A 21,737-nucleotide genomic window follows, 5' to 3' on the forward strand; every position below is an offset into this window, starting at 1 on the left:
TTACGCGAGAACCCTTATTCCACTAAAGCGGCAGGAAACGTGACTGGCAGGTAAAACAGCGCCAAACTCGCTGCAATAAATATGGCGGTGTTAGTTATCAAGCTCAAACAGTGGCACCGTTTTACCTAGTCACGTTTCCTGCCGCTTAAGTGTCATAAGGAACCTCTTGAGACAAAACCCCAAAACAACCCCCTTGGTCATCTGTTCATATCCATTATTCAGTCTCATGCGTTTGCCGGACATTATGTATGGACACTTTTCAAAATACTTTATATAATAGTATATTGCATACAGTACAAGAGAGAGGTGTCAAATACATGCCAAATGACTTAACTTCGGGAAAGCCGATGAAACTGATCATTGGTTTTACGGTTCCAATATTAATTGGTAATATCGTTCAGCAGTTTTATTATGTGATTGATTCTATTATTGTAGGACAGTATCTGGGGATGAATGCCCTAGCAGCGGTTGGTTCCACCGGCTCCCTCACCTTCCTGGTCATTGGGTGGATTATGGGAATTACAGGAGGATTTGCCATACTGATAGCCCAGCGCTATGGAGCGGAAGATATAAAAGGTGTAAGGCATTATGTGGCAATGTCATTTTATTTATGTGCAGTTATGGCCGTTATTATGACCGTCAGCCTGATGTTTACGAATCGCTGGGTATTGACGGCAATGAATACACCAAAGGAAATCTTTCATGATACCTACAGTTTTATTGCAGTCATTTATATAGGATTAACGGCTACGATAGCCTATAATATACTGGCAGCCGTATTACGGGCATTGGGTGACAGTAAAACGCCGCTGTACTTTTTACTACTTTCCTCCATTTTAAATATTATATTGGATTATTTATTTATCGCCGGATTCTCCATGGGAGTGAAAGGCGCCGGCTATGCAACTGTAATTTCCCAGGCATTTGCTTCTGTTTTATGCCTGATATACATGATAAAGAAATATCCCATCCTGAGGCTGAAGAAGGAGGATACTTATTTTTCCTGGAAAAGTGCAGGAAAGTTAATGGGAATGGGAACACCTATGGGCCTGCAGTTTTCCATAACGGCAATAGGCACCATGATTGTTCAGATCGCATTGAACCGGCTGGGACCGGTGTACATAGCTGCGTTTGCAGCAGCCGGAAAGATACAGAATATCATTACACAGCCGCTGCCGTCTTTGGGAGCCAGCTTAGCGACCTATGTAGGGCAAAACACGGGAGCAGGAAAAATGGACAGGGTAAAAGCGGGAGTCCGGTCAACAATAATCTTATCCGTAATTTGCGGTATCTTATCCATGGTGGCGGTACTTGTTTTTGGAGATGCATTAGTAAAGCTGTTTGTTACAGATAACGTTGAACTGGTTGTGAGTAAGGCTAAAATATATTTCTATGCAGTGGCAGGCTTTTATATCCCCTTGGGGCTTATCTTTGTTTACAGAAATACCTTGCAGGGTTTGGGAGACGGGCTGCTGCCCATGCTTGGAGGGATTTTTGAATTGTTTGCAAGGGGCATTGTTATTGTACTGCTTGCCAAGCCTCTTGGATTTGTCGGAATCTGCCTTGCAAGCCCTGTTGCCTGGGTATCGGCATTAATACCAATTATTCCGGCGTATTATTACCGAATGAAAAAGTTAGGCAATACTATATAGAGTGAAAAAAGCTCTGTAGTTTTAGAAACAATTGAATATGAAATAGTATTATTTTCACCTGTAGCATAAAAGTGAGGCTGTTTCTTTATTTTGAAACAGCCTCAGATTGTAGACAAACTACATTTTCGTTTAACTCTCGATTACCTCTTTTGCCCATGATTCCTTTTGAGAAATTGGTCTGCCTACTGCAATCATATCTGCTTTGTTCTCGGTTAACAATTTTTCAGCATCTATTCCGTTAGTTACACCTCCTGCTAATATTACAGGCACAGAAATCGTCTTTTTCACTGCTTCGCTTAAATCTCCAAAATAACCTGCTTCATTATGTCCTGCTCTGATGAAGAAACAGAGTCCGCCGGATATGTCCATAAAATCAAGCCCTGCTTCTACCAGCTTTGGAGCGGCAATAGCGGCTTCATCTATCGTACTGCCGCCCTCCATATAATCACAGCCACCAAGACGCATACCAAGTAGGAAATTCTCCCCCACTGTCTCTCTGATTGCCTTTATAATTTGAATGTGAAGTTTGATTCTGCCCTCTATTGTTCTGCCTGTATAATCGTCAGTTCTCTTATTCGTAATAGGAGAGAAAAACTGATTTAACAGATAGCCATGTGCGCTGTGCAGCTCTACACCGTCAAATCCGGCCTTTTTCACACGAATTGCTGCATCCACAAATGCCTGAATAACAAGATCAATTTCTTTATGCGACATTTCATGTGTATCCTGAAGATCACCTTTTCCCAATACTTTATTGGGATTGGAAATACCGCTCGGGCTAATGCCTTCCATTAATACAACATCCTTTTTTGCGGCTGCACCGGCATGACTGATTTGCATAACCGTTTTACTTCCGTTTTTGTGAATAATATCAGCCAGTTTCGTCAGTCCCGCAATATCAGAATCATCTGATGATGAAAGCTGATTCGTACTTGCTCGTCCGTCTTCGCGGATAAAGCTGTGCTCAATAATAACAAAACCCGTATAACCCCCCTTCGTTCTTACATCGTAATAATCCAAAAGTTCCTTAGTGACCTTACCTGCATTAGATTTTTCCAATGCAACGGGCGCCATTACAAGACGGTTATTGATTTCCGTTTTCCCAACTCGAATCGTTTGTTTTAATTTTGACATGCTAGATTCTCCTTTTAGTGTATATACATCATAATTCATTGAAAAGAAGCTGAAAACACTATAATGCTTCTAATGCTTTCAGCATTTTTTCCAATTCTATTATACCATTTTCGCCAAGAGCTTCTTTTATTTTTTCCTGTGCTTTTGACCATAAGCCGGCTGCCTGTAAAAGAGTTTTTTCTCCATCTCTTGTCAGAACAAGTTTACTATCTCTCGCCCCGTCTGCTTTCGTATCACAAACTAGCCGTTTCTTAATTAATGGCTTAATATTTCTTGCTAGAGTAGACCGATCCAGTTCCGCCATATCAGCCAGTTCTCTAAGGCTGCCATTTTCTGCTTTTGATATGTTAAGCAGCAAACCATACTGACTCACCGTCACCTCACTGGGTTCCAGCATTTTATCATAAAATCTGGTTAAATTTCCTGTAGTTCTTCGTAATTTAAGACAATAGCAGGAAGTTGGTTTCTTATGCACTTTCTCAATCGCCTCCTTTTCGATGTATATACATCATTATATCGTTCTAAATTTAGTTTGTCAATTTAACAATGTAAATTCTGATATATTAAATTATACTAAACATGTTTTATAGCCCTGCAAATTTATTCCTTAATATAGACGATTAATAAGTAAATTAGGGTTTTGTCTACAGTCTGAGGCTGTTTCTTTATTTTGAAACAGCCTTTTTATTTTGGCTAATTATTATTTTGGAATTTTCGCTGACAAATGTCGTTTTGCATATTGACATTTGTCAGCGAAAGTATTATGTTATAAATATGATAAATAATATAAATTTTATCATTAAGCTTATAATTTAAATTATAAAGTTATGTAACTGCAAAAATTCAACAGTAAAAGTACGTAATAGTAGGTAAGTAATGGCAAAGTAAGTATCTGAAAAAGTATGCAATTGTGAAATTACAATTGTAAAAGTGAGTTACTGAAAATATGAGTAACTGTAAAAGTATGCAACTGTAAAAGTACATAATTGAAAAAGTAAGTAACTGTAAAAATGATTAATTGTAAAGGTATGTACTAGCAAATGTGCATAACTACACGGGAATGGAGGAACATAATGGGTCATAAAGAAAATTATGAAAGGCTGCCGGATTCGGAGCTATTGATTATGCAGATTATCTGGCAGTCGAGAAAAGCAGTTGGAACAGGCAGTATCGTGGAACAGGTATGTGAGCAGAAGGATTGGTCCCGCTCAACAGTACAGGTACTATTAACCCGTCTGGAAGAGAGGGGATTTATCGAAATTAAAAAGAAGGGCAGGCTCAATTACTATGTTCCGCTGGTCAAGGAAGAAGAGTATTTATCCAAAGAGACGAAAACATTCTTAGATCAGTTTTATGGCAGCTCCTATAAGAAGCTGATTGCCTCCCTGGTTCAAAGAAAAGAAATTACCGAAGAGGATATTGATGATATTATTCATATTATCAAAGATGCAAAGGGAGGTGAGGAGAATGAATAGCCTTTTTCTCACGGTGGCAGGTTTATCCTTAGCATGCTCCGCTGTAATTTTATGCGTCATTTTGCTTAATAAGATTTTCTGGAAGAATTATTCAAGACAGTGGATATATATTATATGGGCTGTAATTGCCATTCGGCTGATAATACCTGTAAATATCGGCATCATTGATATCCCGGAGGTCTTTAATCTCACTGCTGGAGAAAAGAGCTTTCCGTTATCGGATGACAGCATAACGAATCCAAACAGTTTGCAGGCAGGTGGCGACTCAGGAAAGAAAATGGAGCAGCCGCTGATGGATGCTGTGCAAAAGCAGCAGGGAGACACTGGCCTCTCAGATACGGTAAAATCACAGGATATAACAATAGGTAAAGAGGCTGCGGCACCTGGAAAACTTCCCTTTCCATTGTTAAATGGTTTAGCAGTTATTTGGATAGCCGGTGCAGTTCTTTTTCTGCTCTATCATTTAACGGCCTATGTATATTTTAAAAGAAAAATCTCCAGGTGGAGCATACCGGTCCAAAAGAAGGAGGTACTGGAACAATTTGATGGCCTTTGCAATGAATTGGGCCTGAAGCATAAATTGAAGCTTGTTACAAGCACACAGGTCTCCTCGCCGGTTCTTGCCGGTTTTGCAAAGCCATGTATTGTATTGCCCTCACAGGAATTTACAAAGGAGCAGTATTATTTTATCCTGAAGCATGAGTTGATACACTATTGCCATCATGACCTGGCCTATAAATTCATTTTGCTATTGGCAAATGCCCTGCACTGGTTTAATCCATTGATTTATTATATGGTTTATCTGGCTAATAACGATATAGAATTGTACTGCGATGAAAAGCTGGTGGCACAGAATAATCTGGTGTTCCGGGAAAATTACAGCAAAATACTCCTTCATATCATGACAGGAGCAAAAAAGGATACAATACTTCTTTCTACAGGCTTTAACGGAGGAAATAAGCAGATAAAGAAGCGTTTCTTCCAGATAATGAATGCCAAGCCGTCTAAAAAGGGTATTTGCTTTATTATAAGCCTGTTATGTCTCATTGTTTTGGCAGGAAATCTGGTTAGCGGCCTATTGCCGGCAAAAGCCAGTACCAGCAAATTAAGCAATGTACAAACCAATGGGTTGGATTTAACAGCAGCGCCTGATCCGGTAAAGGATATAGAAAAGTTAAGTAATATTTTAATAGTGGGGCTGGATGATATTGGTACGGAGGATAAAGAGGCAGATGCACGAGCAGACAGTGTTTTAGTTGTCAGTGTAAATCCTTCCGGGAAAGAAATATATCTGACTTCCTTTCTGAGGGATATGTATCTGGAAGTTCCCGGACATGGGAAGGATAAATTAAGTAAAGTCTATACGTTAGGAGGCACCGGACTTATTCAGAAGACCATTGAAGGGAATTTTGGACTTACCATTGACCATACGGTGACAGTTAAGATGAAAGCTTTTGAGAAGATAATTGATACCATAGGCGGTGTAAGGATAGAATTATCCAAAGAAGAGGCGGAATATCTGAATAAGACCAATTACATATCGAATAAGAAATATCGGAATGTAATTCCGGGAGAGCAGAGATTAAACGGAAACCAGGTGCTGGGCTACGCCAGGGTACGAAAGGTGCCGGCAATGGACGGGGAAGGAGATGACTTTGGCAGGACTGACCGCTTAAGAAAAATACTCTCCTCCATTATCGGAGAATGCAGTAAAAAGAAGACCAGTGAGCTGTTACTGATATTAAATCAGATAATACCAAATGTTTCCACGGATTTGAAGCTGGATGAGCTTTCCCGGTATCTTACTGCCGTATTACAGGAAAATGTTCAAACGAAGACATTATCCATTCCGGCAGAAGGCGCATATACCCTGGGAAGGCAGGAGGGGATGAGCGTACTGGAGCCGGATTTGGATAAGAACAAAGCTGTTTTAAAGGAAATCAATCCTTAAGTTATCATGGAAAAGAGGGGGAAGATTACGGGCTGAATCAGCTTTATAGGGCAAATAACCGGATTAAAATCCATCTCCCTTCATTCTTACAGAAAGGCAGTTCAAAAAGTTAATAATGCTGGTATAGCAAATGAAACATGACATACAGTTGTCGAGTATCATCTGCTATGGTTAAAGAAAAGGAGGGCAGATTGATGCAGATAAATATAGAAGAGAATCTAATGGATTTCACAGAGACTAAAGGTATCTTAAGGCAGGGCATTCAATTACCGGAGGTTGTTCTGGATGCCGAAAAGATTAAGGTCATTATGATTAATGAGGTCCCTCCGGAGGATCCCAATGATAATTTTTACAGCAAGGCAGAAAATCCAGGCTATATGCAGACCACCCTCACACTTTTTAAGGATGCCGGTATCTCAATTAACAGCATCCAAGACATCATAAACCGTGGAATTTACTTAACTACGGCCGTAAAGTCACCCAAAACCGGATATGCCGTAGAGAAAGAAAGGATAGAGGAGCACCTTCCCATACTGGAATATGAAATAGGATTGTTTCCGAACCTAAAGGTTATTATGTTAATGGGTGATGTAGCAAAGAAATCATTTAATATGATAGCCAAAAAGAATACAAAGAAAAATGCAATCCCGGCAGGGAGCACTTATAAAATCCGTGACAATGAGTTTTTTTATGAAAACCTTCGTTTATTCCCTTCCTATATTATGACAGGCGGAAACATACTGATTGAAAAATCCAAATGCCGGATGATAACGGATGATATTAGAAGAATGGAAGAATATTTACAGAAGAATACTTGATTGCTGTAATTCATCCAAGATTTTATGTGACTTTGTCACAGAGAAATAAAAGAAAAAGACTATAATAAAATCATAAAAAGTATTCAAACTAATTCATATAGAAAAACAGCAAAGGAGAGAACGAAATGAGCGTATTAAAAATAACAAAGGATAATTTTAATCAGGAAGTTGTTGAGTCGGACAAGCCCGTACTATTAGATTTCTGGGCTTCCTGGTGCGGTCCCTGTAAAATGGTCGGACCTATTGTAGAGCAGGTTGCAGAGGAAACCATAGATACCGTGAAGGTAGGTAAAGTAAATGTAGATGAAGAACCGGAGCTTGCACAGCAGTTTCGTGTAATGAGCATACCGACCCTTGTTGTAATGAAGGATGGGAAAGTGGTAGAAACCAGTGTAGGTGTAAAACCGAAGCAGGCGATTTTATCCATGCTTCCATAATAACCATACAGTTAGGAACCTGTTTTTAGAGGATGTCTGTCCTTCTAAGAGCAGGGAGGATAATGGCGAGTGGCAGGCAGCACATAAGCTTTTGATAAATAGGGTATATCTTTTAAAGGTTTTGGGTTTTAAAATCCAATTCCTATAAAAGATATACCCTCTTTTTTAGGTCACTGTCTTGTCCTTTGGTGGAAAAGTAAAAAGGAAAGATACTAAGTTTCCCGATGTAGGACCGGATTACTAAATTAAAATATCTGTAATTGGCACAAGTTCATCTAGCAATCAAGTATGGAAAATAGGTGTAAACTGTGATAAGATTTACTCAGATAACAGCACAGCTCCCGGAGGTTAATACAAGATGAACAGTAAAGTTGAAAATAGAAGAAGGGAAATCAGCAGGCTTGTAAAAGAAAAATATGAGGTTACGGTAACAGATATGGCAGCTCTCTTTGGTGTTACAATGGAGACCATCCGGGGCGACTTCGATTATCTGGCAGAGCAGGAAGGCTTTGTAAGAGGACATGGGAATCTGACAAGGCCGGAAAAGGCAAAGTACAAGGAGCATTATCTGTTTCATGAACGCCAGCTTTTGCAAAAGGAAGAAAAAAAGCAGATCTGTAAAAAGGCTGCGGAACTGATAACGGACGGAGACAGTATCTATCTGGATTCCGGTTCTACAGTAACCTATCTTTTGCCTGAACTGACAGAAAAAAAGGGACTTACAGTAGTTACGAACTCCATTGCCTGTCTCTTTTGCTATATCATGGAGGGATATCAGGAAGCCTTTAAGGAACAGGGGCATCGATTTCTCTTCTTAGGAGGAGAGGTGGAACCGAACATCCGCATGACTTACGGTACTTTTTTCGAGCAGTGTGTAACGGAAATTTCCTATGACCGCGTATTCTTTTCGGCAGATGCTCTGGATATGGATTTTGGCTGCAGTAATGTGGACTATCAGGCATATTCTGCAATTAAACCCGTATTCAGACAGGTGCGAAACAGGATTCTGCTGGCAGACAGCAGTAAATTCAATCGTAAGGCGGCCTACCGGGTAGCCGGCTGGAAGGAGATTGACTGCCTTATCACTGCAGGAGAATTGAAAGACGACTGGAAGCTTTTTTTGGAGAACAGACGGATACCCCATTACCAGGTATAAAATTTGCTTTTTGAATAAAAACAAAATTTAATAGAGCGAAAACAAAGTAAAAGAGAAAATTTATCAATTCTTTTACATTGTTTTCACTCTATTTTTTTGTTTTTATAATAAAATACCAATTAAGAACATTGAGGAAGGTGTGAAAGGAGAACCATGAAGAAAGATACCTGGGCACGAATAGGATTTACAGTACCATTTTTAATACCGCTGCTGCTATTTTGGATTATTCCGTTATTCCTTGCATTTGGCATCAGCTTTACGGACTGGGATTACATATCACCGAATATAGGGTTTGTGGGATTGGATAATTATAAAGATATTTTTACGGATTCGGATTTTATAAAAGCCCTGTTTAATACGTTTTATTTTGCGGTAGGAACCATTCCGCCTACACTGCTTATCAGCTTTGGACTGGCTCTGCTTTTTGAAAAGCAGTTCCGCGGCAGCAGACTGTTCCGCAGTATCATTTTTAGCCCCTATATAACGCCGACAGTAGCAGTTTCCATGGTGTGGTCCTGGATATACGAGCCGGAGAGAGGCTTTGCCAATCATTTGCTGGGGCTTTTCGGGATTGCTCCCCTTCCCTGGCTGCAGGATAGCTCCACAGCGATGATTTCCATCATTCTCTTTACCATATGGAAGTCCTTGGGCTGGACCTTTCTGTTTTATATTGGAGCCCTGGCAGCGGTGCCAAAGAGTACCTATGAGGCTGCCGATATTGACGGAGCTTCCTATGGCCGCAAGCTTTTGCATATCACGCTGCCGCTTATATCACCGACAACCTTTTTCCTCTTTGTTGTCAATCTGATTCAATCCATTCAGGTCTATGACCAGATTCAGATTATGACACAGGGAGGCCCCGGCGGAAGTACCACTACTTTGCTGTACATGTATTATGACAAATCCTTTCAGAACTTTAAGATGGGACCTGCCAACAGCATTGCCATGATAATTCTGATAATCATTGTTGTGCTGTCACTGCTTTCCGACCGTATCAGCAGCCGGTTTGTGCATTATGAATAAGGGAGGAACTGAGATGAAGGGTATCAAAGTCTTTATAAAATATATTTTTCTGGCAGGCATTTCCGTCATATTCCTGTTCCCCTTTGCGTGGATGTTCCTGGGAGCTTTTAAATCCAACAATGAAATCTGGCAAACGCCCTACAGGCTTCTGCCAAGCCATCTGGACCTGGGAGAATTCTTAGCTAATTTAAAGGCCATAAAGCTCTACGGGTATCTCCTTAACAGCTTTATTGTGGGAATTGCCGGTACTGCACTGATTCTTGTTGTAAGCAGTATGTTTGCTTATGCGGTAGTATTCTTAAGAAACCGAAATATGGACAGGATTTTTGTCGTTGTAATGGTTACTTATATGCTGCCCGGCGCTGTAACCTATGTGCCCTCCTATGTCATACTGGCGCATCTGGGACTTTTAAATACTCTGTCCGGGCTGATATTTTCAAATCTTGCCAATGTTTTTGCCGTATTCTATTTCCGCCAGGCTTTTCGAAAAACAAGCATGGAATTTGTGGAAGCGGCTAAAATCGACGGAGCAAACCATAGGCTCATATTACGGCATGTAATATTGCCTTTAAATAAATCGGCATTTTCCTCGGTAGGGTTACTAACCTTCATCCAGCTGTATAACAGTTATATGTGGCCGAGTATCATGCTTACCAGCCAGGATAAATATCTGATTTCTCAGGGACTCAGGCAGTTTTTTATTCAGGAGGGAGCTTATGGAATGAACTGGGCACAGGTGATGTTAGCCAGTACCATCACTACACTGCCCATTCTGGTAATTTTATTTGCTGCCCAGAAATGGCTTATGTCCGCCATCTCCCAGGACAGCGGCGTCAAGCTATGATAACAACAACGAAAAGAAAGATTGGAGGAAAGAGATGAAACAAGTGAAAAGAATGGCACTGCTGGTAATATTGGGTTTAAGCCTCATTTTTACAGGCTGCGGAAAAACCGACAATGCAGCGGGGAATAACGGCAGTAAGGAAACAAATGCGCAGGCTTCAGGGAATACAGGGACAGCTGCCCCCACAGATACGGTAGAAGCAACAAAAGCAGCGGAGGAAACAGAAGCACCAAAGGAAGCGGTGGAAATCGAATTCTGGCATGCCCTGGGAGGCACTCTTGGAGATACTATGACAAGTATTATCAATGAATACAATGCTTCCCAGAGTAAATATGTCATTAAACCCGTTGTTATCGGAAGCTATTCCGAAATTGACCAGAAGCTCCAGGCAGCCTTTGCCGGAAAAAATGTGCCGGCTCTGGTAGCTGGCGGTTCCCATGATACCTTTTATAAAAAAGGACTGGTAGAAGCCTTTGAAGATTATATGCCTGAGGATTATAATAAGGACGATATCGTTGGCGGCTTTATGAATGCTGCCGTAAGGGACGGCAAGATGGTATTTGCACCGGCTTACGGAACTTCCCAGGTACTTTATTATAACAAAGCCGTTCTTGGAGAAGCAGGTTATACGGGAGATAATCTGGCCAGCTGGCAGAAGCTGGAGGCTATGAAGGATAAAGCCGTAGGAATCTCCACCAACAAGAACAAGATTGAATATATCTGGGAGCCCATGTGGGGCTCGGGCAATATGCTGGATGCTGTTTCCAGTGCCGGCGGTCAGGTTATTTCCGATGACGGAAAGACTGTCATGATTAATGCTTCTGCCTGGGTGGAGGTATTGGACCAGTTCCGCAAATGGATTCATGAGGATAAGACAATGAAAATCTATTCCGGCGGACAGGGCTGGGAATACTGGTATAAGACCATGGATGACTGGGTATATGGTAAGGCACTGGGATACACCGGCTCTCCGGGAGACTATGCCATCGCATTGGATGCCGTAAATAAAGCCGTAAAAGAAGGCTATAAGAATGAATTTGCCGTTGCCGTGCAGCCCGGCTGGAAGGGAAATGCTCCCAAGCCGTATTTTAGCAGTCTTATGTATTATATACCAAAGAGCAGTAATCTGACAGATGACCAGAAGAAGGGTGCTGCCGATTTCGTTAACTTTGCGACAAACACTAAAAACACTGCAAAATTTTCCATGGGTACCGGCTATGTGGCAGTGCGCAAGTCTGTTCTGGAGTTACCGGAATACAAGGAGTACTTAAAATCCAATCCGGATGCCGACGTTGCCTTAAAGCAGATAGACCAGTATGCTGTACCGGAATTTATCGATCCTACCGGCGGTGCTATTATGAATGCATTGAAGGAAGCCGTAGACAGGATACAAATAGAGAATGTACCTGCTAAAAAAGCATTGGATGAAGCTCAGAAAAAGGCACAAAAGGAACTGGATAAGGTAAATAAGTAATATAATAATACTCCTCGGGAGGCTTCTGGGACTGGAACCTCCCGGGAATTTTCTATATTTTCTCAGGAAAGCATTTTTATTTTAGGAAAGAGGTTATTATGCAAAAAGAAATTTTAATTACCGGGAATATTACATCCGCTTTCTTTGATATTGAAAAACCGGAGGAAAGCATTTGGGTTAAAATAGAAACAGAGGAAAAGGTACCAATGACGGTAGCATTGTTTAATCCGGAGGGCATATTATGTGGAAATGTAACTCCCGGAATCGGGAACTTTATCCGGGAAATTTATATTTCCAAAGAAGTGTGCACCCTGACGGGCTTAAGGCATGAGCTGCTGGGAGGCAGGTACCGCCTTTTCTTTCTTCCGGGCGGCAGCCTTGAAGAAGGGGGCTGTCCGGTAAAAATATTGGTCGAGACAGATAGCAGGAAAAGCTATCCCTCCTATTACTGTTACAGGGGAGAGAGCAGCGGGGAGCTATCCTTTGATACCTTTTATGACAGGGAGGAGCGGTATTATAAAGGAGATTTCCATGGGCATACCATCTTTTCCGATGGTCATAACAACATAGAAGAAGCGGCGGAAATTCTGGCAGACAGGAAAATGGATTTTATGACATTTACCGAGCACAATGCGATTGCCTATGGGGAAAGCCTGCCTTCCTGCCTGCTGATACCCTCCCTGGAGCTGACGCTTCCCATAGGGCATATGAATATTCACGGCATAAAGCCGGATAAATTGCTTTATGAGCTCCTTTGTATGGCAGAGGCAGATAGCGGGAAAGCAGCGGAGAAAGAGGGAATCGGTTATGATGCTCTATGGGAGGGAGTAACGAAATTCCTCTCAGAAGAAGCTAACTTATCCTTAAACCATATGTTCCTTACCCCCTGGCAGTTCTGTAAGGAGGACTGTGACCTGACGGGACTGCATACGATAGAAGTTATCTGTGATCCAACCTATCCGGATTCACCGGCGGCCAATGACAAAGCAGAAGCTTTTCTGGACTTTTTATGGAACAGGGGACTGCATCTGTATGGAATCGGAGGCAGCGACAGCCATAACCGCAGGGAAGAGTTTTATGAGAATTCAACAGAGCCTTCCATATATGGTGACCCATCCACCTATGTCTATTGCAGGGGTCTTTCGGTAAATAACCTTATAAAGGGAATCAAAGCCGGGAATTGCTATGTGGCAAGGTATGTAGAACTGGATATTTCCATCTGCCAGGGCAGATACCTTCCGGGAAATGAGATAACCGTGGAGGAAGAAATCGAGTACAGGGTAACAGTCCGGAATGTTGTAAAGCCTATGTATGGGGTATTTTGGCTGAATGGCGGAAAATTAAAGGAACAGCTCCTCACGGAAGGCTCTGAAATGAGCTGCCAGGTATACCCTAATGGGGACTGGTGGCTTCGGTTTGGAATATATGACGAGAACAGGCATGTTATCTGTTATGTAAATCCTATATATAAGAGCAGCAAGGCGCAAAAGCCAAAGCCTGATTTTAAAATATTATGGGAGGAATTTAGATTGAAAAATGCATTGCATTTTTAATCTTTTTATTTAAGCAGTATCGCAAGCAAGCTTGCGATATGCATGGGAATTAGCAGGAATTATGGAAAAGCATAATTCCTGCACAAATATGTGCTGACGCCCATATTTGTGGCGCGTTGGCAGTATGGAGGATAAGTGAGCAATATGATAAAAGGAATTCTGTTTGATAAAGATGGAACCTTGATTGAATTCAGAGAATACTGGCATATGGTAATATCCAGGCTGTTTACTGAATTGGAAAAGGAATATGGGGTCAAGTCTGAAACACTGCTTATGTTAAAGAAAATTTCCGGTTATCTGGCGGAGGGTTTTCAGAAGGAGAGTATGATACAATATGCGACCACTTCCCAGATTATAGACAGTTGGGAAGAAATCATTATGAGAGAAGAGGGAAGTATCATCGGGAGAGAGGAGCTGCTAGACTTATTTGAAGGCATTGCTCTTTCCGAGGATATTGTCATTCGCAGCCTGCCGGGAGTGGACCAACTTTTGTACTATCTGAAAAAGAAAGGCTACTTCCTTGGCATAGCAACTGCTGACAGCACAAAATCCGCTGTTCATTCTCTAAAAAAGGCCGGCTTGCTGCAGTACTTTGACTATATCGGCTGCAATGAAGAAGATACCCAGGCCAAGCCGTCGCCCCAGATGGCATATGCTTTCTGCTGCCAGGTGGGGATAAAGACAGAGGAATTACTTGTAGTAGGGGATAGCGTAACCGATTTGGAATTTGCAGAAAATGCAGGCGCATCCTTTGCCGGTTTACTGACGGAATACAATGACCGGGCCCGGATAGAGGCACTGGCTGCTGTTACAGTGGTGAAAATCGATGAGATCATTGACAGATACCATCTATAAAAGAATGCCGGAAGGCAGAAGCCATGGGTATGTGCTGCTTAGCGTAGTATGCTGGGGCGGTGCCCAGTACCTGACCGATGCGCTGCTGTCCGTATTTTCACCGGCGCTAATGATTATGCTGCGATTTCTTTTAAGCGGACTTGTCCTGTGCTTATTATACGGGAAAAGCGGAAACTTCCATATGGTAGTATTCTTAAAGCGATATCTGCCTGCCGGCGGACTGGGAGCCTTTGGCTATTATTTGTTAGCGGCTTATGCCCTGCGGATAACCAGCCTTCCCTTTGTATCCATTATGGGTGGAATCCTTCCCCTGCTGGCACTACTTTTGGATATAACAGTACTGAGAAAAAAGGCGCAGCTTACAGATTGGCTCAAAGCTCTGCTTTCCGTGGCAGGTGTTCTGCTTCTGTCCTGCGGGGCGGGATTCTCCTGGAATATCACAGGAGGAGTTCTTATGATAGCGGCAAACCTTACCTGGCTATTTTATGGAATCCTGATAAAAAGCTGGAATGAACAGGGGAAGAATAAACAAAAGAAGAATGGACAGGAGTTGGATAGACAAGAGAATAATAGGCAAGAGGATAATAAACATGAATGGAATAAACAAGAGGAGAATGTTGAAAAGAAGAATACACAGAAGGAAAATGCAGAGCTGGGCTATGAATTCCTGGCAGCCTCTTTCCTGACTTTTTTCTTTTTCCAGGATTTTAGGGTCTGTGGAAGGATTGCAATGTGGGAAATTATTCTGCTTTTGCTGCTGGTGGCAGTTGGTACTATTTTACCCTACCGTTTTTACAGAGAGGGGAGCAAGGGGATGTCCTTGCAGACAGCTTCTATTTACCTGAATCTTCTGCCGGTTATTACGCTGCTTCCCTCTCTCATTACCGGCAGAATGCAATTAAAAGGCTTGCAATTTCCTGGAATCATTTTTTTGATTCTTGCAGGATTGTTAGGTAAAGCAGGCAAAGGCGGAAGGTCAACAGGGAAATAATGATAGAAGAGAATGCGGGTTCTGCGGAGCCCGCATATGGAAGAACTTCTGTAAAGAATCAATTAGAATCAATTATTATAGAAGTAGAAGGAATATAATTGGAAATAAAAAGGTAAGAGTGAAAATTTGGAAATAAAAGCAAAAATATAAAAAAGAGAGGTATGTAACCAGTTGGCTGCGTACCTTGTTTTAGTGCTGGAGATATAAGAATAAAAGCTTCTATCCAGTTATATAATGGATCATCCGCAGCACTACAGAAGATAGCCTAAGAGTACTTTTTTTGTGTTGTGGATATTGGCATAATGTGGTATTATTTGTAATATAAGGGGTGATACAGTGAATGAAAATATATATAAGTTTATAAGTGTTGCATCGGGCGTAATTGCAATATTAATTACTTATTTTAATAAGAAAAATACCAAAAGAGAAAAACTATATAATGATTATTTTAAAAAGCTATTAATTCCTTATGTGGCTGCTTATAAGGTGAATGCAAATATTAATCCGGTTAGATATGTAAATAGTAGATTTACTAGAAATGATATTTACATACCTAGATATGTTTTCTATTTAGTTGATAAGTGTGAAAAGGATAGTTTACACAAGGTTCTTATTTCGGATTATATGTCTGAATTTCCAACGACTTCTAACATATTAATAACTACTTTAAGTAAGATAGGTAACATTTTATCATTTATTATGTCATTCATTATGATATTTGCCGTTAGCTTTATGTTTTTACTAACGTGCTATATGATTATTGATACAATTAGTATAGTAATTATAGGGAACTATGAGACAATTATGTTTCTGGGGATTACGTTAAATTCTATTTCATTCAATATTATTTTAATTGTTTTATGCTTATTTTTTGGTATTGTGTTAATGATTATATTAATCTACATGGTTAGAAGTGAAGAAGATAGGTATAAAATGAGTATGAAATCTATCAATAAAAACATTAAGCAAAAAATCAAGGAATATAATAATATGTTTATTATAAAAAATAATTCTGAACCAAAGTATTATTTATAAGTAATTCCTCAAGGTGATTGATTTGGGGAAAGATAGGGATGGATGTAAAAGAATTGGGTAGAAGAGTTAAAAGTATAAATTTAAAATAGAAGTAACATACGTTACAGGAGAAAAATAAATGAAGATATTAGTTACGGGCTTTGAAGCCTTCAACCAGGAAGTGATAAACCCTTCTGGGGAAATCATAAAAGCATTGGCAGAAACCTTTGGAGAAAATCTCTGCATCTTAAAGCTTCCGGTAGAATTTAAGAGGGCGGGGGAGTTGCTGGAAGAAGCTATTATGCGCCTTCAGCCGGATATAACCCTCTCCTTTGGACAGGCCGGAAAAAGGGAGTGCATTACCATTGAACGGGTAGCAATTAATGTAGATGATGCAATAATTCCGGATAACATCGGGTACCAGCCAATTGATACCACTATCAGCGGAATTGGACCGGCGGCATATTTTACTACACTGCCCCTTCGAGGGTTGCTTCAATGTCTTTCTGAAAATGAAATAGAAGCAAAAATATCCAATAGTGCCGGCACCTATGTCTGCAACCATGTGATGTATCAGGCACTGCATCTGGCAGAAACCAGGTTTCCAAACATGAAAGCAGGCTTTATCCATGTGCCTTACATGAAGGAGCAGGCGGAGGGCAAGGAAAATGTTCCATACATGGAATTAACGGAAATGATCAAAGCAGCAGAAATTATAATCCGGTACCTGGAGAAACAGGCATCCTGATAAGAAACGAAATAGTCTTAAAAAGGATACTATTACTGTAAAAACTAAAAAACGAAAAGACAGAGAATATAAATAGCATTGAATAAATAAGCAGGGATTATAAGCTTTTAAAATAATCCTTCACATGAGCTGTAAATTCTCTGGCAGCCAGAACCGCATAATCCTTTTGTAAAAAGGAGAGGAAGATTTCACGGCTGCAGCTAAAATCCTTTACTTCCCGTAATATGAGCTGCGGGAAGTCTTTTTTTATGTTCCAGGTCTTTTCGGGAACAAAGGAGCAGGTAAGATTAAGGCCTAGAAAATCCCTTATCATATGAGGATTGTCACTTTCAAAAATAATATTTGGCTGAAAACGGGCTGCCTCCAGCTTCGAGTGCAATAGCCTGCCAAGGGAGCAGCTGTCATTAAGCAGGGAACAGGGGTAACCCCTAAGGTCGGATAATTGGAGCTCTTCCTTTTCCGCAAGAGGATGGGAGGGGGGAAGGGCCAGTAAAATCTTTTCTTCCAACAGCTGAACACATTCCATAGCAGGTGAGCTGCTGCACGGCGAGGAGTCCAGTACAACATCAAAGGGTTGAAGGGAGGAAGGGTTCTGCCCAAGCTGATAAATCTTTAGGTTATAATCCGGGTACCTTAGATAGAAGGTCCTTAGGATATCCGGCAGGAGCTTTGAAGCCACACGAATGGAAATGGCAGCAGAGTAGGCAGATTGGGTGTTGGCTTCTGCTAGCTCATGCTCCAGCTGCAAAAGGTTATTTTGTATCAGCTGTACATGCTTAAAGAGAATTTGCCCGTTCTGGTTCAAAAATATCTTTTTGCCGTTCCGGTCGAATAAGGGAAAACCAAGTTCCTCCTCCAAATCTTTTATGGCCTTGCTAAGAGCAGGCTGTGCAACAAAGAGTTCCTTGGCGGCCTTTGAGATATTCTCATATTCTGCCGCTTTTCGAAAGAATTGCAATTGCTTAAACGTCATGGTATTCTTTCCTTTCTATTATAAAGAAGATAAAACAGTTAAATAGAAATAGATGTCTACATCAACTGATTTCTTTAAAGTCTTATAAACAGATTGCAAATAGCATATAACATAAAATATATATGATATATAATATTTATATTATAATATTTTCCTTCTATTTGCTATAATTATTTTATTAAAAAATAGGAGGTTTTTCATGGCGTTAGGCTTGATTTTACTCAGGCAGATTCTTATTATGTTTATATTGATGGCTGTTGGATTTTTTCTGTACAGGAATAAAAAGATCAGTATCCAGGGAAACAGGGAGCTGGGGACGTTATTGCTGTATATTATCCTTCCTGCATCCATTATCAAATCCTTTATAACAGAGTTTACAAGGGAAAAGCTGGACAGCCTCCTAATATCCCTGCTTATGGCTGCCCTGGCGCTGGCTGTAGCCATACTGGTCTCCAGGATTGCCTTTGGAAATAAATATAAGGTGGAGCATTTTGGTGCGGCCTTTTCCAATGCGGGCTTTATCGGTATTCCTCTTGTAAAGGCAGTAGTAGGGGAGGCGGGTATCTTTTACCTGGCGGCCTTTGTGGCGCTGTTAAATATCTTGCAATGGACCTACGGTGCGGCAGTTATGAGCGGCAGCAAAGAAGCCATATCTGTAAAAAAACTGGTTACCAATCCCATTGGGGCTGCATTAGGCATCGGCCTTGTGATCTTTATCCTTCCCATAAAGATGCCGGCTATTTTTACGGAAACCCTATCCATGGTGGCAGGCATGACAGCACCGGTAGCCATGATAGTCCTTGGGGTTTACTTAGGCCAGATGGAAGGAAGGGAACTGTTTCAGGGAAAGGAGGCTTTTGCCTGCACCCTGCTCCGGCTGGTGGTAATTCCGCTGCTGACCTTTGGGGTACTAAGCCTGTTTCCGAAGGATTTCCTTGCTATCAAGCTGGCTGTTCTGACAGCGGCAGCGGCGCCCGTAGGCTCCAATGCAGCAATATTTGCCCAGCTAAATGGGCTGAAATACACCGATGCGGTGAAAAATGTAGCATTAAGCACCATATTCAGTATTGTAACCATGCCGATAATCTTAGGGATTGGGGCTGTGGTCTGGAAATAGAGAAAAGGAGTGAAGGTATTATGGTATTGACAGCAAAGCAGTTAAGTGATGAAAAAGCGGAAAAGATAAAGCATTACAGTATTCTGAACCAGTATGTCAGGAAAGGGGAGGTTCTGTTTACCGGTTCTTCCCTGATGGAGCAGTTTCCTATTTACGAGTTCATACAGGATTTCGGTATCAGGGAAAGGATTTATAACAGGGGAGTCAGCGGATTTACCTCTTCTGAGATGATACTGGCCCTGGATACCCTGATTTTCCAACTGGAGCCCAGGAAGATAATTATTAATATCGGAACAAATGATTTAAGTGCACCGGGTTACAGTGTGGAGGAGCTGCTTCAGCGCTATGAGTATATTCTGGAGAAAATCCAGGAGCGCCTTCCAGGGACAAGGGTATATGTAATGGCTTACTATCCCAGTAACAGTGAATGTGATTTTGGCAATGAGGCAGCCAGGGAATGGGTTAAGCTCAGGTCCAATGAAAAGGTCGGTGAGGCAAATGAAGCCATAAAAAATATGGCGGACCGCCATCCTGTAAAATATATCGATGTGAACAGAAATTTATATGACGGGGACGGAAACCTTAAAAAGGAATACTCCATAGAGGGTGTCCATATGTATGCAAACGGGTACCGGGCAATTCTTGACGAATTGATGGAGTATGTCAGAGAGGATTAAGGTGCTTAAAAAGGAGTCTGGCTCTTCCCTGACACAAGGAACCAAACGGTAAATGACAGGAATAGAAATTTGAATTTAAGCAGAAATGGAAATGTATGTTTGTATTTCATGAAACATAAATATCCTGTTTCTGCTTTTTTTGTGCGGAAAAATAAAATCTTGATACTTGAAATATAAATTTGCGAATCCTAAACCGGTGTTATTTTCACTCAAAGTACGATTTTGCCCATATTATTTTAGCAGTTTAACTTATACAATTGCCTTGTTGTATACGACATCACAGTTTTCACAGAATTTGAAGCAAATATGAATATTAGTTAAAGGCGGGAATATCACATGAAAAGTAAAGAAAATCAAAGACCGGGACCTGGTCTGTCAGCGATATTTGAAAAAGAGTACCTTGGTAAAAAGCTTGGACTGCTTGCCGGTATAGCGGCATCCGTGATTACATTGCTTTTATCGGTTCCTTTAGTTAAATGGATTTACATTATTGAACCGGCTTCCCTTTTTAAGACCATGGGCCTTGCAGATGATGTAATCAGTAAATTACAGTCCAGCTATTCTTTATTTAATCTGCTATCCTTTGTAAAGCTAACGAAGCAGGGGAACATAGGGCTGTTTACCATGATTTTGCTGATACTTTTTACAGCCTCCATTTACTTTAATGTTGTTCTTCTTATAAGAGTCCTGTTAAAAAAGAAGGAATCAAAAGGTAATCTGCATTTGTATTTTACAGCAAAAATAGCAATGGTATTCAATGGGGTACTTTCAGCGGCAGCTATCATTTATATGCCCTTTGCCAATAAGAAAATCGGCACAGATGCTATTTTTGTCTCTCCGGTCATTTATATAATCCTAATCATATCCATAGCAGCTTATGGTGCGGTCAAGAGCATTGAGAAGGCAGAGAGGGAGCTTCACCGGGAGCACGGTTTCCTATATGAACTAAAAAAGAACTGGGTTCTTTTCGCAATGCTGGTTCCTGCCGCAGTTTATCTGTTAATAAACAATTACCTGCCAATGGTGGGTGTGTATTATGCCTTTACCTCCTTTAATTTCCGGGACGGATTATGGGCAAGCCCTTATGTAGGCCTTAAGAATTTTGAATACTTATTAAAAGCAGATTTATTTAAACTGACAAAGAATACGATACTTTACAATTTTGTATTTATTGCACTGGGTAATGTCTTGCAGATTGTATTCGCAATCTTTGTCAGTCAGGTAGGGGTGAAGTGGTTCAAGAAAACATCACAGACATTAATGTTTATGCCATACTTCGTATCCTTCGTTATCCTTAAGGTTTTAGTTTATAACTTATTCGAATATGATTCCGGTGTCGTGAACACCATGGTGGTTGCCATGGGAGGACAGAAAATAGATTTTTATAACGCTCCTCATTACTGGCCCTTCCTGATAACCATATTCTATATCTGGAAAAACCTTGGTTACGGCATGGTTGTATATCTGGCAACCATAATCGGTATCAGTGACGAATATTATGATGCGGCAAAGGTTGACGGTGCCAGCATTGTCCAGCAGATACGATATATCACTCTGCCATTGATTAAACCTACCTTTATCATCCTGTTCCTGTTCTCGTTAGGAAGCATTATGAAAGGACAGTTCGAACTGTTCTACCAGATGGTTGGAACAAACGGCGTATTATACAATGCAACGGATATCTTTGATACCTATGTATACCGTATTACTACGACCCAGCCCTTAAGCATCGGCATCGGTACGGCAGCGGGCCTTTATCAGTCCTTATTCGGATTTATCTTAATTATGGTAACGAATTTCATCGTTAAGAAAAAGAATCCGGATTATGCATTATTTTAAAGGAGA

The 21,737-nt window shown here is 40.9% G+C and carries 20 protein-coding genes; 17 read left to right on the forward strand and 3 right to left on the reverse strand.

Going from position 1 to position 21,737, the window contains the following annotated elements:
* Positions 1 to 317: 317 nt before the first annotated feature.
* The gene (locus tag BUB77_RS13720) at positions 318 to 1,652 is read left to right on the forward strand and encodes an MATE family efflux transporter (RefSeq protein WP_073276842.1); all 1,335 of its coding nucleotides are present in this window, start codon (positions 318 to 320) and stop codon (positions 1,650 to 1,652) included.
* Between the two features lie 129 nt (positions 1,653 to 1,781).
* On the opposite strand, the gene BUB77_RS13725 is transcribed toward BUB77_RS13720, so the two are convergent.
* Together BUB77_RS13725 and BUB77_RS13730 are read right to left on the reverse strand one after the other, a co-directional pair.
* A complete protein-coding gene (locus BUB77_RS13725) occupies positions 1,782 to 2,786 on the reverse strand; it encodes an NADH:flavin oxidoreductase (protein ID WP_073276844.1) in 1,005 nt (334 codons plus the stop codon).
* 58 nt (positions 2,787 to 2,844) lie between these two features.
* Positions 2,845 to 3,261, reverse strand: a complete 417-nt coding sequence (locus BUB77_RS13730) for a MarR family winged helix-turn-helix transcriptional regulator (protein WP_084124229.1) — start codon at positions 3,259 to 3,261, stop codon at positions 2,845 to 2,847.
* A gap of 598 nt (positions 3,262 to 3,859) precedes the next feature.
* On the opposite strand from BUB77_RS13730, the gene BUB77_RS13735 reads away from it, so the two are divergent.
* The 13 genes from BUB77_RS13735 to pcp all read left to right on the forward strand — a co-directional run bounded on the left by BUB77_RS13735 (position 3,860) and on the right by pcp (position 17,125).
* Positions 3,860 to 4,261: a BlaI/MecI/CopY family transcriptional regulator gene (locus tag BUB77_RS13735; protein ID WP_073276848.1), complete on the forward strand. Its 402-nt coding sequence runs from the start codon at positions 3,860 to 3,862 to the stop codon at positions 4,259 to 4,261.
* Positions 4,254 to 6,212: a M56 family metallopeptidase gene (locus tag BUB77_RS13740; protein WP_073276850.1), complete on the forward strand. Its 1,959-nt coding sequence runs from the start codon at positions 4,254 to 4,256 to the stop codon at positions 6,210 to 6,212. The genes BUB77_RS13735 and BUB77_RS13740 overlap by 8 nt, the downstream gene beginning before the upstream one ends.
* Before the next feature lie 194 nt (positions 6,213 to 6,406).
* Entirely contained in the window at positions 6,407 to 7,030 is a 624-nt protein-coding gene (locus tag BUB77_RS13745; protein WP_139241183.1) for a uracil-DNA glycosylase family protein, read from the forward strand.
* Between the two features lie 125 nt (positions 7,031 to 7,155).
* The gene (gene trxA / locus BUB77_RS13750) at positions 7,156 to 7,467 is read left to right on the forward strand and encodes a thioredoxin (RefSeq protein WP_073276851.1); all 312 of its coding nucleotides are present in this window, start codon (positions 7,156 to 7,158) and stop codon (positions 7,465 to 7,467) included.
* A gap of 358 nt (positions 7,468 to 7,825) precedes the next feature.
* Entirely contained in the window at positions 7,826 to 8,623 is a 798-nt protein-coding gene (locus tag BUB77_RS13755; RefSeq protein WP_073276854.1) for a DeoR/GlpR family DNA-binding transcription regulator, read from the forward strand.
* Positions 8,624 to 8,776: 153 nt separating this feature from the next.
* Positions 8,777 to 9,646, forward strand: coding sequence for a carbohydrate ABC transporter permease (locus BUB77_RS13760; RefSeq protein ID WP_073276856.1), 870 nt, complete (start codon positions 8,777 to 8,779; stop codon positions 9,644 to 9,646).
* Between the two features lie 13 nt (positions 9,647 to 9,659).
* Complete coding sequence (locus tag BUB77_RS13765; RefSeq protein WP_170866649.1) at positions 9,660 to 10,490, forward strand: carbohydrate ABC transporter permease; 831 nt, start codon at positions 9,660 to 9,662, stop codon at positions 10,488 to 10,490.
* Between the two features lie 34 nt (positions 10,491 to 10,524).
* Positions 10,525 to 11,964, forward strand: a complete 1,440-nt coding sequence (locus BUB77_RS13770) for an extracellular solute-binding protein (protein ID WP_073276860.1) — start codon at positions 10,525 to 10,527, stop codon at positions 11,962 to 11,964.
* Between the two features lie 98 nt (positions 11,965 to 12,062).
* Positions 12,063 to 13,517 carry a CehA/McbA family metallohydrolase gene (locus BUB77_RS13775; protein ID WP_073276862.1) on the forward strand — a complete coding sequence of 485 codons (1,455 nt, stop codon included), beginning with the start codon at positions 12,063 to 12,065 and terminating at the stop codon, positions 13,515 to 13,517.
* A 144-nt stretch (positions 13,518 to 13,661) separates the two neighbouring features.
* Positions 13,662 to 14,372: an HAD family hydrolase gene (locus BUB77_RS13780; RefSeq protein ID WP_073276864.1), complete on the forward strand. Its 711-nt coding sequence runs from the start codon at positions 13,662 to 13,664 to the stop codon at positions 14,370 to 14,372.
* The gene (locus BUB77_RS13785; RefSeq protein ID WP_073276866.1) at positions 14,344 to 15,363 is read left to right on the forward strand and encodes a DMT family transporter; all 1,020 of its coding nucleotides are present in this window, start codon (positions 14,344 to 14,346) and stop codon (positions 15,361 to 15,363) included. The genes BUB77_RS13780 and BUB77_RS13785 overlap by 29 nt, the downstream gene beginning before the upstream one ends.
* A gap of 336 nt (positions 15,364 to 15,699) precedes the next feature.
* A complete protein-coding gene (locus tag BUB77_RS13790; RefSeq protein ID WP_073276868.1) occupies positions 15,700 to 16,398 on the forward strand; it encodes a hypothetical protein in 699 nt (232 codons plus the stop codon).
* 118 nt (positions 16,399 to 16,516) lie between these two features.
* Positions 16,517 to 17,125: a pyroglutamyl-peptidase I gene (gene pcp / locus BUB77_RS13795; RefSeq protein WP_073276869.1), complete on the forward strand. Its 609-nt coding sequence runs from the start codon at positions 16,517 to 16,519 to the stop codon at positions 17,123 to 17,125.
* 97 nt (positions 17,126 to 17,222) lie between these two features.
* Here the strand turns inward: pcp and BUB77_RS13800 are convergent, their stop codons facing one another.
* A complete protein-coding gene (locus BUB77_RS13800; RefSeq protein ID WP_073276871.1) occupies positions 17,223 to 18,098 on the reverse strand; it encodes a LysR family transcriptional regulator in 876 nt (291 codons plus the stop codon).
* Positions 18,099 to 18,297: 199 nt separating this feature from the next.
* Here BUB77_RS13800 and BUB77_RS13805 point away from each other — a divergent pair, with 199 nt between their 5' ends.
* The 3 genes from BUB77_RS13805 to BUB77_RS13815 all read left to right on the forward strand — a co-directional run bounded on the left by BUB77_RS13805 (position 18,298) and on the right by BUB77_RS13815 (position 21,731).
* Positions 18,298 to 19,215 (forward strand): AEC family transporter, encoded by a 918-nt coding sequence (locus BUB77_RS13805; RefSeq protein WP_073276873.1) that lies wholly within the window; start codon positions 18,298 to 18,300, stop codon positions 19,213 to 19,215.
* Positions 19,216 to 19,235: 20 nt separating this feature from the next.
* A complete protein-coding gene (locus BUB77_RS13810) occupies positions 19,236 to 19,892 on the forward strand; it encodes a GDSL-type esterase/lipase family protein (RefSeq protein ID WP_073276875.1) in 657 nt (218 codons plus the stop codon).
* A 336-nt stretch (positions 19,893 to 20,228) separates the two neighbouring features.
* A complete protein-coding gene (locus tag BUB77_RS13815) occupies positions 20,229 to 21,731 on the forward strand; it encodes an ABC transporter permease (RefSeq protein ID WP_242962508.1) in 1,503 nt (500 codons plus the stop codon).
* The last annotated feature ends 6 nt before the right edge of the window (positions 21,732 to 21,737 follow it).

Source organism: Anaerocolumna jejuensis DSM 15929, assembly GCF_900142215.1.
GTDB lineage: Bacteria > Bacillota > Clostridia > Lachnospirales > Lachnospiraceae > Anaerocolumna > Anaerocolumna jejuensis.

Coding starts and splice junctions, on each gene's coding strand:
- BUB77_RS13720 (WP_073276842.1), top strand. CDS start 318: ATGCCAAATGACTTAACTTCGGGAAAGCCGATGAAACTGATCATTGGT.
- BUB77_RS13725 (WP_073276844.1), bottom strand. CDS start 2,786: ATGTCAAAATTAAAACAAACGATTCGAGTTGGGAAAACGGAAATCAAT.
- BUB77_RS13735 (WP_073276848.1), top strand. CDS start 3,860: ATGGGTCATAAAGAAAATTATGAAAGGCTGCCGGATTCGGAGCTATTG.
- BUB77_RS13740 (WP_073276850.1), top strand. CDS start 4,254: ATGAATAGCCTTTTTCTCACGGTGGCAGGTTTATCCTTAGCATGCTCC.
- BUB77_RS13745 (WP_139241183.1), top strand. CDS start 6,407: ATGCAGATAAATATAGAAGAGAATCTAATGGATTTCACAGAGACTAAA.
- trxA (WP_073276851.1), top strand. CDS start 7,156: ATGAGCGTATTAAAAATAACAAAGGATAATTTTAATCAGGAAGTTGTT.
- BUB77_RS13755 (WP_073276854.1), top strand. CDS start 7,826: ATGAACAGTAAAGTTGAAAATAGAAGAAGGGAAATCAGCAGGCTTGTA.
- BUB77_RS13760 (WP_073276856.1), top strand. CDS start 8,777: ATGAAGAAAGATACCTGGGCACGAATAGGATTTACAGTACCATTTTTA.
- BUB77_RS13765 (WP_170866649.1), top strand. CDS start 9,660: ATGAAGGGTATCAAAGTCTTTATAAAATATATTTTTCTGGCAGGCATT.
- BUB77_RS13770 (WP_073276860.1), top strand. CDS start 10,525: ATGAAACAAGTGAAAAGAATGGCACTGCTGGTAATATTGGGTTTAAGC.
- BUB77_RS13775 (WP_073276862.1), top strand. CDS start 12,063: ATGCAAAAAGAAATTTTAATTACCGGGAATATTACATCCGCTTTCTTT.
- BUB77_RS13780 (WP_073276864.1), top strand. CDS start 13,662: ATGATAAAAGGAATTCTGTTTGATAAAGATGGAACCTTGATTGAATTC.
- BUB77_RS13785 (WP_073276866.1), top strand. CDS start 14,344: ATGAGATCATTGACAGATACCATCTATAAAAGAATGCCGGAAGGCAGA.
- pcp (WP_073276869.1), top strand. CDS start 16,517: ATGAAGATATTAGTTACGGGCTTTGAAGCCTTCAACCAGGAAGTGATA.
- BUB77_RS13800 (WP_073276871.1), bottom strand. CDS start 18,098: ATGACGTTTAAGCAATTGCAATTCTTTCGAAAAGCGGCAGAATATGAG.
- BUB77_RS13805 (WP_073276873.1), top strand. CDS start 18,298: ATGGCGTTAGGCTTGATTTTACTCAGGCAGATTCTTATTATGTTTATA.
- BUB77_RS13810 (WP_073276875.1), top strand. CDS start 19,236: ATGGTATTGACAGCAAAGCAGTTAAGTGATGAAAAAGCGGAAAAGATA.
- BUB77_RS13815 (WP_242962508.1), top strand. CDS start 20,229: ATGAAAAGTAAAGAAAATCAAAGACCGGGACCTGGTCTGTCAGCGATA.